The sequence below is a fragment of the Massilia aurea genome (genome assembly GCF_014200505.1).
Lineage (GTDB): Bacteria > Pseudomonadota > Gammaproteobacteria > Burkholderiales > Burkholderiaceae_D > Telluria > Telluria aurea_B.
The window spans coordinates 543656-557182 of sequence record NZ_JACHBX010000003.1; the positions used below are offsets into that span (position 1 = coordinate 543656).

Here is a 13527-nt window from a genome sequence, read left to right on the forward strand (position 1 = left end):
TGAGATGGCCAACAAATATCCGAAAAGTGAATACGTCATCAAACGCGATAACGCGCTGCTGCAACCTTGTCGCATCGGCGACAAAATTGTCGACGTACCTCGCGAGCAACCCTGCAACATCATCGTGGTACATGGCGTAAATGATGTGGGCACCAGCTATAACGCGGTCGAAGAAGGGCTGTGCGCGGGACTGCAGGATCGCCTGCTGCGCAAGTTCAAGCCTGGGACGTACCGGATGCCTGGCGCGAAGGACAAGGAGACGCTGCTGGATGATCCTGATGCGGTGTTTTTCAAACGTGACCAGAAGGAGGATGCAGATAGTCCGGTGATTCCATTTTATTGGGGTTTTCGTGAGGTCGGCAATCTGACGAAGACAGTGAACGGCCAGAAGACGGATCGCAACGGCAATCGCCTTGACAAGGACCTGTCCAAGGGAGGTGGCCCTTTTGGCAATGCCACCAGCACCCTGCCCGATATGTGGAACAAGGGGGTATTTGCGCCGTTCGACCCGGCCGGTGATCCACTCCGACCTGTCAAGAACGGACCGGGCCGAATGTACATGGTGCTTGCTGCGCGACGCCTGGCGGCGCTGGTGGCAATGATTCGCCAGTATGAGCCCAATGACACTGTCAACATCGTTGCGCACAGCCAGGGTTGTTTGATCAGTTTGCTGGCACAGGCTTTCCTGATGGAGATGGGTGAGCGTACGGCGGATACGCTGATTCTGACGCATCCGCCGTATAGCCTGGATGAAAAGATGGGCATGGCAATGCGGACCGCTACCTTTGTTACAGGTGACAGCGACAAGGCCATGGAAGGGTTTTACGACCTGATCGCCAGCAGACAAAACGTCCACGCGCGCCTGCAGACGCTGGTCAATATTGTCGCCGGTGTTGCGAAGTCGAAGGGAACCTCACCCCTGTTCGGAAAGATCAGCGAGACCGACTCCTGCGGGATGGTGCACGGGCGCTGGAAGGCGGATGCTGATCGCGACAACCGGGGCAAAGTTTATTTGTACTTCAGCCCGGAAGACATGACGGTCGCTCTCGACAATATGCGCGGGATTGGCTGGCAAGGGATACCTGACGCTGTTGCGTACTTAATCGCCCCACCCCCTTCGAACAAGATAGACGTGCTCAGCGATGAAGCGAAGTTCGGGCCGTCGCCGTCAATGCTGAAGGTAGAACGCATGGCGCTCAAGGAAATGGGGCCCTCGTTTCGTCAACGCGTTTTTACCGGAAAGCTGCGAGCTGCCGCCGGGCTGGCGAAACCTGCGCCAGTGCTGATCGGTCAACCACCACATGACTTTGTATTGCGACTGCCAGGAGAGGATGACCATGCCCATGTAGCATCCAGCGGACGTATGCTGCGTCAATCGTTACCGCAGGCAGGACAGTTCAGCCTCGACTATCCCGTGTATCGCTTTGGCATCCGAACAATCAATGGAGAAGCGCTCAAAACACCCTGCGAAGCCGATATTTGGGGCAACCAAGTCAGTCCAGACAAAATTCCAACGCATTCCATGCTCGCGCACCTCAAGCGTGAAAACCGCGGGCCCTGTGAGGAAGTCGATCCGATTGATGCCGCCACCGCCGTTGCGAGCAATAAAGGCCTGCTTGTCAAGACCGTAGGGCTGCCGGCGTCTGTTGTCGCATCGGTCGAGCGCGGAGGGGCTGATGACGTCTCGGAGCAAGACCGTCAACGGCTGGAAGTCGCATACAACAATTCCCAATTCCCAGGCAATACCAACCCGGATGACATGTCGCGCATCTTATGGGCCACGCGCTACAAACATGTCATTTCCGCGCAGGTACAGGAAAGTCCAAATGCTGCAAGGCTGCGCTGGCAGCAGGAAGTCAGTCCGAAATCGTTTCATAGCGCAATTTTTGGAAGCAGCAAAAATCATCAGCGAGTCACTGCGTACGACTTATCGATCGGAAGTGGCAAAGCGGTAAGTGATCCGGCCTTCTATGCCTATTTGTGCGCGGTGGCGGATTGGCGGTTGAAGAAGACAATAAATATTAAAAAAGCACGTAAAGGTATTTTGACTTGGAGCGAATTCCTTTTTTCATTCAGTGCCTTCTACGCAAATGAGCCCGATTGGAGAAGGCAGCTAATAGTAGGCAATGCCGACTATTACAGCAGCGGTGCGCTTCCACACGGACTGCCTCTGCTTGGGGGTGGACTTTGGGACATCGTCATCTCAGAAACAATCTCAGGCAAGCGCGTGATGTCCGCTTCGAAAGGAAAATCGTGAAAAATAGCCTGTTGGATGACTTCCCGACCGCGTTACCCAAGAAGTGGAAATATGTATTGGGAGCAGCAATCACTTTTCCGGTGTTATTCCTGATAGGGATCGCATTCGATCTCAGCGTATTACGCCCGGATCTTGGCAACTTCAATGTGGAGACAACGATGGACAAAGTGCATTGGTTCGGCATTCCCCTCATGGTAGTCATGATTTTATTCGGCGGAAAGTGGCTGTTTGACTCAAGTGCTATTCATGAACGCCAACGGGCATGGCAGCAAAAAAATCATCAACTCAAGGAACAGGAAAAGCTCGATAAGAAATCGGAACAATCCCGGCGCGAATACGTGCTGGAAGTAATTGGATTGGGCGTTACGGTCGAACAGTACCGTCAAGGCAAGCTTTGGCAAGCGTTGCAGGGAGGCGAGCCCTACAACAGCATTCGTGAACCCGATCCCAAAAAATATCCATGGTCCAGAATCGACAAAATAGGACAGACAGGCAGCCGCGCTTGCGACGCGCTGGAAAATGGCGCCGATCCATCTCCCATGTTTTGGGGTGTGCCAACCATGTATGCCGGCGGGCCGATCAACAACCCTGCAGAGCAGCCGAGTGCAGTCATGCCGATGGAGGGCCTTGCATCCAGCGCCGAAGGTACCGGCATGGCCTGGCACCTGTTCGTCACTGGCCCATGGATGCTTGCAGAAAGGCCAGACCGGTTACTGGAGCAGGCCTTTGCCTTTTTCGATGCACATCCCGATCTTCCTTATCTCGTCCTGTTAAGTGCCGACGATGCAGCAGACCGCGGTTATATGCAGATACCCGGCAGCGCCCCCCTTGTCCGTGACGGATACTACATTCCCGAGTACTCCGATGCCAGTGCGGTCTTCGTCCTAGCCCGGCGCGAGCGGGTCGAGCCGTTGCGGCCCTATGCATGGACCGACCCGGACAATAACTATTTGCAAGAAACCCTGCGCCAGATGTACTACCAACTCATGAGCACAGTCCCCATGCGCCCAGAGTTGAAAGCCGAGTGGCCCCACATCACCAGACAACCCACCGTCGCCGAATGGCTCCCCGCCGCCGCGAAATTCGCCAAACACCCCATCTTCGACCGCCCCGAAAGCACACTGCTCGACGACTACAAGCGCTGGGCCAATCCGCCCCCGAAAGACTGGAAGCCCACCCCCTGGTTCCCGGTCCCCTGGAACCGCAACCAGCTCGCTGCCTTCGACGCCCTGCCCTCGATGGGCTTCATCCACCGCCCCGTATTCGTCAAGTTCGAGGATGACGAAGGCAAGCCGGTCAAGCGCCGCGACGCGCGTCAAAAGCTGCTGGAAGCCGGCTGGCAGCAGGCGCTGCAGACGCTGCCCGAAGCGCAGCGCGCCGCAGGCCCGGCGCGCATCATCGCCGCGTTCAATCACGACACCGAACAGAAGATCGCGCTGGCAGGCACGCTGCACGCATACGCCGCGCAGGGTGGCCCGGACATCGACACCGGCAAGACGTCGCAGTTCATCGACACCGACCAGCGCATGGGCAATACCGGGGCCGCGACCTTCTTCGTGCAGATGGCGGTGGGCGTGATGGGCAGCTATATCGACGGCGGCGCCTCGGCCGCGATCAACCTGCGCGATCCGACCGGCGCCAGCATCGTGTTCATCAGCCCGCCGAGCAAGGAACGGCGCGAATCGCAAGGCGCGAACATCTTCAAGCACATTGTCCAGCCGTCGATCGATCCGGACAACTACAAGCCACCGACAGTAGCCTCGGTGCTGGGCGAAAAGGCAGACGCCATCCCCGAACACGACAGTGCAGGCGACTAAATCACCGTCAAAAGAAAGGCTCAATCATGCGCAACATCATCAGGCTCGGCGACGCCACGTCGCATGGCGGCAAGGTCCTCAGCGTCAGCGCGCGGCATGTCAGGGTGGGCGGTATTCCTGTAGCGTGCGTGGGCGACACCTGCAGTTGCCCCATCAAAGGTCACAATGGCTGCAAGATCGTCAGCGGCTCGGCGCAGCATAAAATCGACGGCAAGCTGATTGCCTTCGATGGCGACAAGACGAGTTGTGGCGCGACGCTGATTGCCAGCGCCACCAACTGCAAGGCGCCCTGAATCAGCGCGCGGCCATCCTGACCGTGTGCGAGAACTTCACCGGCAGCGCCGGGCTGCTCTTGATGCCGCCCGCGTCGAGCTTGCGCAAATCGGTCACCCACGGGCCGGCGTAACGGATCTCGTAACTGTGCTGGCCCGGCTTGAATGCATACGCCTGCGTGATGTCGAGCGTGTTCAGGTAGGTCGTCTGCGGTTTGACCTCAAGATAATCGGCAGCATTCAGCGGGCCGCGCTTGACCATGCGGCCCGTGTACGCAACCGTGTCCGTCAGTGAACTCAGCGCAAAACGGGGGGCGCTCAGATCGTCGCCCAGCGCGATCTCGCGCGGGATCCATATCGGTACATCGCCCCGGTTCTCGATCAGCACCCGCACCTTGACCTTGCCGGCCCCGGTTTCCACTTCAAGCCGATGCTGGACGTTCACCTTGGCCTCCACGGCCTTGACCACGCCAACTACGCCGACCAGCGCCAGCACCATTGCCAGCTTGGCCGCCGGCGAGCTTCGTTTGACATGCATTGCGACTCCTCGAGGATCACGGCAGGCGTCACCCGCGCGACGCTGCCTGTCGATTATGACATGATTCGATCAATACATTCACGGAAGTATGTTTCCACCGGTCTCAGGCAGCGCTGCCAGGATCATCACCGCCACGCGCCGGTTGCGTGCCTTGCCTGCTTCGTCGGTGTTAGGCGCCACCGGGCGCGTCGCGGCAAAGCCGATCGCCGACAGGCGTACCTCGGGCACGCCGTTGGCGGCGAACAGCCGCACCACGCTGCTCGCGCGCGCGGTCGACAATTCCCAGTTCGACGGATACAGCGGATTGGCGATCGGCAGGTCGTCCGTATGGCCTTCGACCTCAATCCGGTGCGAGTCGTTTTTGAGCAGGCCGGCCACCTGCGCCAGGATGACCTGGCCTTCGCCATCCAGCACTGCCTCGCCCTGCGGGAACAGAATGCTGGCGTTGATCTCGACGCTGATGCCGCGCGCGTTCTGGATCACCCGCACCTGGCCCGACTTCACCAGCGGCAGCAGGGTCGCCGACAGTTCGCGCGCCATCACGCCCATCTTTTCCTGTTCGCGCCGCGCGGCTTCGTTGCGGCGGCGGTTGATGATGTGCGACAGCGGCAGCACGGGTTCGACATTGGTGTTGACTTTGGTGGCCGCGCCGCGCCCGCCAAAGGCATCGCCCAGCGCATCGGACAGCACCTGGTACTTGCCCTCGTTGACGATGGAGATGGCGTACATGACGACGAAAAACGCGAACAGCAGCGTGATCAGGTCGGCGTACGAAATCAGCCAGCGTTCGTGGTGTTCGGTGGGGACATCGTCGTCGTAGCGCTTGCGGGCCATGGCGGTTGGCTAGTGGTGCGTGAGCAGGCTGGCGACGCGTTCGTCGATGACGCGGCCGTGGTCGCCGCTGGCCAGGTCAGAGAACACTTCGGCCAGGATCTCGTACTGCGACACCTTGTCGCTGACGATGGCCTTGAGTTTGTTGCCGACCGGGTAGAAGAACAGGTTGGCCATGCCCACGCCATACACGGTCGAGACGAATGCCACCGCGATGCCGGAGCCAAGGCGGGCCGGATCGGACAGGTTTTCCATCACGTGGATCAGGCCCAGCACGGCGCCCAGGATGCCGATGGTCGGCGAATAGCCGGCGGCAGATTCCCAGATACGCGCCGCCTGGCGCTGGGCAAATTCGTAGCCGTTGATTTCGTGTTCGAGCAGGCTGCGCACCTTCTCGGGCGCGATGCCGTCGACCACCAGGCGCAAGCCCTTGGCGACGAACGGGTCGGCCTTGCTCATGAACTGTTCGAGCGACAGCAAGCCATCGCGGCGCGCCGTCAGGCTCCACAGCGCGATCTCGCGCGACAGTTTCTGACGACCGTTTTTTGGTGGCACGAACACCCAGCGCAGCATGGCGATGCCGCGCAAGAAGGTGCGGGTCTCGCTTTGCAGCAGCACGGCGCCGAAGGTGCCGACCACCACGATGGCAAATGCGGCAGGCTGGATCAACGACGAGAACTTGCCGCCGTCGAGGGTGTAACCGAGAAAGATGCCGGCGATTGCCAGCACCAGGCCGATTACGCTGGCCCAGTCCATAATTGCTCCCGTAAGGTGGTGCGCAAACGTGCGACGGCCTGGGTGTGCAGCTGCGACACCCGCGATTCACTCACGCCCATCACGGCGCCGATTTCCTTCAGGTTCAGTTCTTCTTCGTAGTACAAGCCCATCAGGAGTTTTTCGCGCGGCGGCAGCTTGTCGATCGCGTCGATGACGGCCTGGCGGAAATCGGTTTCCATCAGGCTGCGCAGCGGGTCGGCATCGTCCACGGCGTAGCGGTCGAGGAAATTGTCGCTGCCTTCGTCGGCATGAAAGTCTTCGTAGTACAGCAGCTGGTGGCCGCCCGAGTCGGCCAGCATGTCCTGGTACTCGTCGAGCGAGATCTTGAGCGACGCGGCCACTTCGGATTCGCTCGGCGGGCGGCCCAGGCGCTGCTGCAGCGACTGCATCGCACCTTCGACCTTGCGCATGTTCTGGCGCGTGCTGCGCGGCATCCAGTCGCTCGAACGCAGCTCGTCGAGCATCGCGCCACGGATGCGCAGCACGGCATAGGTCTCGAACTGGGCGCCGTGGTCGTCTTCGTAGCGGTTGATCGCGTCCAGCAACCCAATCATGCCGGCCTGGATCAGGTCATCGACCTCCACCGAAGGCGGCAGCTTCGCCTTCATGTGGTGGGCAAGACGCTTTACCAACGGCATATGCTCCGTCAGCAAAGAATTCTTGTCCGCTTTCCCTTTGACCGTATACATGCTGGCGTATGTCTTTTTCTTTATAAGTCGTTGGCGACGGTGTCAGGAACCGATGGACGCGCTGCCCTGGCGGCCGAACTGTGGCATTGCAGGCAGTGCGAACTTGCCGGCCAGCTGGCGAAACGCAACCGATGCGCCAGCCAGCGGGAAGGCGTCGACCACGGCCCGGCCCAGGCGCGCGGCGCGGTGCAGGTATTCGTCGGCCGGCACGGCGCCCATGAAACTGAGCTTGACGGCCAGATAACGTGTTGCTGCCAATGACATATTATCGTAAACCACCTTGGCCTCCCCCTCAGTCGCGCCGGTGACCAGGATGCCGAATGGCCGGCGGCCCAGTTCCTGCGTCAGGCGCTTGATGAGCGAGTAGGCATTGGTGATCGAGGCCGCACTGGTCGACACCTGGATCACGATCTCCGAACTGGACATCAACGGCACCGGAAACTCGCCGTCGGGGCCCAGTTCGCCATCGACGATCACGATGGCGGCCTGCGTGGCCAGCACGTCGAACGTCTTGCCCAGGCGCCGCACATCGTCGGTCGATTCGGGCGTGCCCATCGGCACCACCGAGAAGCCTTGCGGGGCCGGATGGATCACCTGGTTCAGCGCGCTTTCCTGGCGCGCGACCTGCAGCAGCGAGGCACCGCGGTTCAGGCCCAGGCGGCGGGCGACGCCGTACTCGACGTTGCAGGCATCGACGATCAGCACTTCGTTGCCGGCCTGGGCCAGCGAGGCGCCCAGGTTCACCAGCATCGCGCCCTTGTCGTCTTCCGGCGTGGCCGACAGAAACGTGACCACGCGCGGACGCGGGCCTTGCAGCATGCGGCGCAGGCCTTCGGCCTGGTCGAAGTCAAAACTAGCCATGCGACACCTCGCGGCGGTTGGCTTGCGCGGTGGCTGCCATCAGCATCGGCAGGTCGGCGTCCGCCGGGGCGGTGCCGCGGTTACGGAACGCGCGGTCGATCAGCATCGCGCTGTCGGCCACGTGCAGGTCTTCCGGCACGCGCTGGCCGTTCGAGACGTAATGCAGTTTGAGCTTCTGGCGGATCACGATGTCGAGCACGCCGCCGGTCGAGGCCGCTTCGTCCATCTTGGTCATGATCGCACCGTGCAGGCCGCTGCCCTGGTAAGCGCGCACGACTTCGTTCAGCGTCTCGTTGGTCGACGTCGAGTTCAGGCACAGCAGGCGCTTGACTTCGGCGCCCGAGCCCGACAGCATCGCGACCTGCTCGGCCACCATGTGATCACGCTGCGACATGCCGATGGTGTCGATCAGCACCGTGTGCTTGTTGCGCAGTTCTTTCAGGGCGATGCGCAGGTCGGCCTCGTCCTTCACCGAGTGCACCATGACGCCGAGGATCTTGCCGTAGATGCGCAGCTGTTCGTGACCGCCGATACGATAGGCGTCAGTGGTGATCAGGGCCAGCTTGTCCGGGCCGTGGCGCATCACGCAGCGCGCGGCCAGCTTGGCCGTGGTGGTGGTCTTGCCCACGCCGGTCGGGCCGACCAGTGCGAATACGCCACCTTCGGACAACATCGCGTCTTCGTTGCCGATGGTCGCCAGGTTGCGCGCCAGCACGGTCTTCACCCAGCGCATCGCTTGCGCTGCGTCGTTCATGGCCGGCATTTTTTCGATGATGTAGCGTGCCAGCGTGGCCGAGAAACCGGCAGCGAGCATTTCACGCAGCACGGTCGCCTTGTGCGGCTCACGCTGGGCGGTCGAGCCCCACGACAGTTCGGCCAGCTGGGTTTCCATCAGGCCGCGCATGGCGCGGATTTCGCTCATCATGTTGCTCACCTCCGAGGTCGCCGATTCCTTGGCCTGGGTGATGGCAGCGCTCATCATGGCGGTCATGGCAGCCATGTCGATCGTTGGTTCAGGTGCGGGGGCGCGGCGTTCGGCGTAGGTTGCGGCCGGCTCGACCGGGGCCAGTGGGGCGACAGGCGCGACATAGGCCGGCGCGACCGGCGCGTTCAAGACCGGACCGGCATCCTGGTAGCGGCGTGCCGGGGTGGCGCGCGGCGCGGCTGGTGCGAGTTCGTCAAAGTGCTGCAGCTGCGGCTTCGGCTGGGCCATCTCGGAATCGGCGACAGGCGCGGACAGCGACGCGACATCGTCGTTATCGAGTGCCAGGATTTCGACGGCGCCGTCGACCGGACGGTTGGACAGGATGACGGCATCCGGACCCAGGGCTTCGCGCACCTTGCGCAAGGCATCCCGGGAAGTTGCCGCTGTAAATTTCTTCACTTTCATCGTGGTTCTCCGCACTTCAATCTATGTTCTGCATGACGGGCACATGCCCATCGATAGGAATCATTATTGTCGATGCCGTGTGGAAACGATCAACCGAGAAGGACGGGGAAAAGGGCCTATTTCCCCACAATCAGAAAAAGTGATACTGGTTTCTTGAAATTTGGCAGGGAGGTGCGGGTGCTGCACGGGTTTGCGTCGGCGCAAACAGGTGGCGTGCGCGTGCCGATCTTGCCGATGCCGGCCGGGTCGAACCGGGACTGGTACGGCTGGCGTGCCAGTTCTACTCATCAGGAGACTCTCATGGCACGCTCGATCCGGCTGATCTACCGAAACATAAAGGGCCGTGTACGCCAGAATTTCGGCTGGGACGGCCTCACCGAACGCTCCGCCGTACTGATTACGGCGGCCGAATGGCGGCCGACGGCCGACCCGTTCGATTCACCACCCGGCCGCCCTCTGCTGGGCGAAGCCAATGTGTATGTCACCAATATCGGGCCGCACGATCCTGAAGGCAACGTCGGTGGTGTCGAGTTTCATCTGCATGTCGACTGGAACAGCCCCTTGCATGTGATGGTGACCATCACCGACCTGGGTCCAATCGAAGAGCAGATCGTGATTGGCTAGGCGCCATGGCGCGCCGCTGTGGCAGCGGGCAACCCGGCATGACGGGCACAGGGCAGCGCCTGCGCTGCCCCTGCCTGTTACATCGGCACACCCACCAGGCTCGTCACGCGAATCGTCTTGGTCTCGGGCACTTCAGCATGCGACAGCACCTTGAGAGCCGGCACGGCGCGGCGCAAAAAGCGCGAGAGCAGCACGCGCAGTGGCGCCGGCACCAACAGCACGGGCGACAGGCCCATCTGCTCTTGCTGGTTGGCGGCGTGCGCAGCCTGCTGGGCAATGGTGTCGGCCAGGCCCGGCTCGATGCCGGTACCGTCGCCGCCGGCGCCCATCGCCTGCATCAACAGGCGCTCGAGGCGGTTGTCCAGCGTCATCACCGACAGCTCGTTCTCGCCCGGGAACAATTGCTGGACGATCGCACGGCCCAGCGACACGCGCACCACGGCGGTCAGTTCGGCCGGGTCCTGCGTCATGCCGGCGTGCTCCGACAATGCCTCGATGATCGAGCGCATGTCGCGGATGTGCACGCCTTCGACCAGCAGGTTCTGCAGCACTTTCTGCAGCGTCGACAGCGAGACGACTTTCGGCACCAGGTCTTCGACCAGTTTCGGGGTTTCCTTGCCCAGGTGGTCCAGCAGCGCCTGCACTTCCATTCGGCCCAGCAGTTCCGACGCGTGCAGCGTGATCAGGTGGTTCAGGTGTGTGGCAACGACGGTGCCCGCATCGACCACCGTGTAGCCCATGCTTTGCGCTTCGTCGCGCAGGCTCGCTTCGATCCAGGTCGCCGGCAGGCCGAAGGCCGGGTCGGTGGTGACCACGCCTGGCAGCGTGCCGCTGGCCATGCCCGGGTTGATCGCCAAAAACTGGCCGTTGAGTGCTTCGCCACTGCCCACTTCGACACCCTTGAGCGTGATGCGGTAGGCCGATGGCTTGAGTTCCAGGTTATCGCGGATATGCACTGGCGGCGCCAGAAAACCCACTTCCTGCGCGAACTTCTTGCGGATACCCTTGATGCGCTTGAGCAGCTCGCCGCCCTGGTTCTTGTCGACCAGCGGAATCAGGCGGTAGCCCACTTCCAGGCCCAGCGTGTCGACTGGCATCACGTCCTGCCAGGTCGCTTCTTCGCTCTCGGCCGGGGCCGTACGGGCAGCGGCTGCGGCATCGGCCACGGCGGCAGCTTCCGCCTGCGCCGGCGCTTCTTTCTTGCGCTTCGAGATGAAGTAACCACCGGCAGCCAGCGAGCCGGCCAGCAGCAGGAACACGAAGTTCGGCATGCCCGGGATCATGCCCAGACCGCCGATGATGGCCGCGGTGATGTACAGCGATTCAGGGCGGGCAAACAGTTGCGTGGTCAGCTGCGAGCTGACGTCTTCATCGTTGGCCACGCGCGAAACCACCATACCGGCCGCGATCGAGATGATCAGCGATGGAATCTGGGCCACCAGGCCGTCACCGATGGCCAGCAGCGTGTAGATCTTGGTCGCTTCGCCAATGGCCAGGTCGTGCATCACGACGCCAACGATCAGGCCGCCGATGATGTTGATGACGGTAATCATGATACCGGCGACGGCATCGCCCTTCACGTACTTCGAGGCACCGTCCATCGCACCATAGAATTCGGCTTCTTGCGAAACTTCCTGGCGGCGCTTGCGCGCTTCGTCTTCGCCGATCAGGCCGGCGTTCAGGTCGGCGTCAATGGCCATCTGCTTGCCCGGCATCGCGTCCAGCGCAAAGCGTGCACCGACTTCGGCGATACGGCCCGCGCCCTTGGTCACGACCGAGAAGTTGATGATGGTCAGGATGACGAAGACGACGATACCGACGGTGTAGTTACCGCCGATCAGGAAGTGGCCGAAAGCCTCGATGACCTTGCCGGCAGCGGCGCCGCCCGTATGGCCTTCGGTCAGCACGATACGGGTTGAGGCAACGTTGAGCGCCAGGCGCAGCATCGTCGAGACCAGCAGGATGGCCGGGAAGGCCAGAAAATCGAGCGGCTTGACCGTGTACAGCGCAGTCAGCAGCACGATGATCGACAGCGCAATATTGAAACTGAAAAACACGTCCAGCACGAACGCCGGCAACGGCAAGATCATCATCGCCAACAGCATGATGATCAGGATCGGGGCTGCTGCCTTGCCGCCTTGTGCTCCAAGGCCGCTCATCCAGGCTGGCAGTTTCATGCTGTTGGTCATTCAGTTGCTCCATTATCGGGTGCCGGTCGCTGTTGCGAGGCCGGGTTCAGCGGGTCCATCTCGGCAGGTACTTTCAACCTGGTCGGGCGATCCGGATAGTCGCCCTCGCCTTTCTTGTAAGCCCGCAGCTGGTACACGTAGGCCAGCACTTCCGCCACCGCCGAGTACAGCTTTTCCGGAATCTCTTCATCGATCTCGGTGTGCTTGAACAGGGCGCGGGCCAGGGCCGGGGCTTCGAGCATGGGCACCTTGTTCTCGGCGCCCATTTCGCGGATCTTGGCCGCGACGTCATCGACGCCCTTGGCCACCACCCGCGGTGCTCCCTTGCCATCCGCGTACTTCAGTGCGACTGCATAATGCGTCGGATTGGTAACGATCACATCAGCAGTAGGGACATTTTGCATCATCCGCCCTCGGGCCATTTCGCGCTGCATCTGCCGAATCTTCCCCTTAATCTGAGGATTGCCGTCCGATTCCTTCGATTCCTGGATCATTTCCTGGCGCGTCATTTTCAGTTTGTCTTTCCAATGCCACAACTGATACGGCCCATCGATGAGGGCGATCACCCCCAGCGCGCCGGTGATGAACAGGAACGAGCGGCCGATCATGTCGCCGACATGGGCGCTGCTTTCATTGAGCGGCTCGACCGCCAGGCCCAGCATCGCCTCTTTCTGGCCGCTGACGACGATCCAGGCCACCACGCCGATGACGATCGTCTTGATGATGGCTTTGAGCAGCTCGACCAGCGCGTTCTTGGAGAACATGTTGCCGATCCCCTTGATCGGGTTGAGCTTGCCGAAGTTGGGCATGAATGCCTTCGCCGAAAACAGCCAGCCGCCGATCAGCATCGGCGAAATCAAGGCGATGAGCATGACGGCGCCGGCAATCGGCAGGCACGCCAGCATGACGCTGACGATGTCGTTGAGAATGCGTTCGAGCAGGATATTGGGATTGAAGATTTGTTCCCGGTCGAGCGTGAGACCGGACTTCAGCGAGGTTGCCAGCCGGCCGACGAGCATGCCGCCAAAGGCCCACAGGCAGGCGCCGGCCGTCATCAGGACCGTGAATGTCGCCAGCTCGCGCGATCGGGGAACGTCGCCTTCTTCGCGCGCTTTCTCGATCTTTCTGGGCGATGCGTCTTCGGTCTTTTCTGCGTCGCTATCATCCGACATGGTGCCCCCGCTCGATTGCTCTTGAATGTCTCAGCCGCGCTTTGGTACGCGCGAGCGAGATTATCGCTGAAATTGCTGTGGGGACAGATCGAGAACAAACGGGGAAACCG

General features: G+C 61.3%; 12 protein-coding genes. 4 read left to right on the forward strand and 8 right to left on the reverse strand.

Annotation, left to right across the window (positions count from 1 at the left end):
* The first annotated feature begins 4 nt into the window (after positions 1-4).
* From HD842_RS16265 to HD842_RS16275, 3 genes are read left to right on the forward strand one after another with little or no spacing between them, the layout of a single operon-like run.
* Positions 5-2257: a T6SS effector phospholipase Tle3 domain-containing protein gene (locus HD842_RS16265; protein ID WP_183555766.1), complete on the forward strand. Its 2253-nt coding sequence runs from the start codon at positions 5-7 to the stop codon at positions 2255-2257.
* Positions 2254-4074, forward strand: coding sequence for a type VI lipase adapter Tla3 domain-containing protein (locus HD842_RS16270; protein WP_183555767.1), 1821 nt, complete (start codon positions 2254-2256; stop codon positions 4072-4074). The genes HD842_RS16265 and HD842_RS16270 overlap by 4 nt, the downstream gene beginning before the upstream one ends.
* Positions 4075-4100: 26 nt before the next feature.
* Positions 4101-4367 (forward strand): PAAR domain-containing protein, encoded by a 267-nt coding sequence (locus HD842_RS16275; RefSeq protein ID WP_183555768.1) that lies wholly within the window; start codon positions 4101-4103, stop codon positions 4365-4367.
* Position 4368: 1 nt separating this feature from the next.
* On the opposite strand, the gene HD842_RS16280 is transcribed toward HD842_RS16275, so the two are convergent.
* From HD842_RS16280 to flhF, 6 genes are all read right to left on the reverse strand, one after another.
* Positions 4369-4884 carry a hypothetical protein gene (locus HD842_RS16280; RefSeq protein WP_183555769.1) on the reverse strand — a complete coding sequence of 172 codons (516 nt, stop codon included), beginning with the start codon at positions 4882-4884 and terminating at the stop codon, positions 4369-4371.
* A 78-nt stretch (positions 4885-4962) separates the two neighbouring features.
* Positions 4963-5718 carry a flagellar motor protein MotD gene (motD, locus tag HD842_RS16285; RefSeq protein WP_183555770.1) on the reverse strand — a complete coding sequence of 252 codons (756 nt, stop codon included), beginning with the start codon at positions 5716-5718 and terminating at the stop codon, positions 4963-4965.
* 9 nt (positions 5719-5727) lie between these two features.
* Positions 5728-6471, reverse strand: a complete 744-nt coding sequence (locus HD842_RS16290) for a flagellar motor protein (protein WP_183555771.1) — start codon at positions 6469-6471, stop codon at positions 5728-5730.
* The gene (locus HD842_RS16295; protein ID WP_183555772.1) at positions 6453-7181 is read right to left on the reverse strand and encodes an RNA polymerase sigma factor FliA; all 729 of its coding nucleotides are present in this window, start codon (positions 7179-7181) and stop codon (positions 6453-6455) included. Before HD842_RS16295 ends, HD842_RS16290 begins: the two co-directional genes overlap by 19 nt.
* A 42-nt stretch (positions 7182-7223) precedes the next feature.
* A complete protein-coding gene (locus HD842_RS16300) occupies positions 7224-8042 on the reverse strand; it encodes a MinD/ParA family ATP-binding protein (protein WP_183555773.1) in 819 nt (272 codons plus the stop codon).
* The gene (gene flhF, locus HD842_RS16305; protein WP_183555774.1) at positions 8035-9432 is read right to left on the reverse strand and encodes a flagellar biosynthesis protein FlhF; all 1398 of its coding nucleotides are present in this window, start codon (positions 9430-9432) and stop codon (positions 8035-8037) included. Before flhF ends, HD842_RS16300 begins: the two co-directional genes overlap by 8 nt.
* Positions 9433-9732: 300 nt before the next feature.
* Between flhF and HD842_RS16310 the strand changes: the two genes are divergently transcribed.
* A complete protein-coding gene (locus tag HD842_RS16310) occupies positions 9733-10056 on the forward strand; it encodes a hypothetical protein (protein WP_183555775.1) in 324 nt (107 codons plus the stop codon).
* Positions 10057-10133: 77 nt separating this feature from the next.
* Here HD842_RS16310 and flhA read toward each other — a convergent pair whose 3' ends face one another.
* A complete protein-coding gene (gene flhA, locus HD842_RS16315) occupies positions 10134-12245 on the reverse strand; it encodes a flagellar biosynthesis protein FlhA (protein WP_183555776.1) in 2112 nt (703 codons plus the stop codon).
* Complete coding sequence (gene flhB, locus HD842_RS16320; protein ID WP_183555777.1) at positions 12242-13417, reverse strand: flagellar biosynthesis protein FlhB; 1176 nt, start codon at positions 13415-13417, stop codon at positions 12242-12244. The genes flhA and flhB overlap by 4 nt, the downstream gene beginning before the upstream one ends.
* Between the last annotated feature and the right edge of the window lie 110 nt (positions 13418-13527).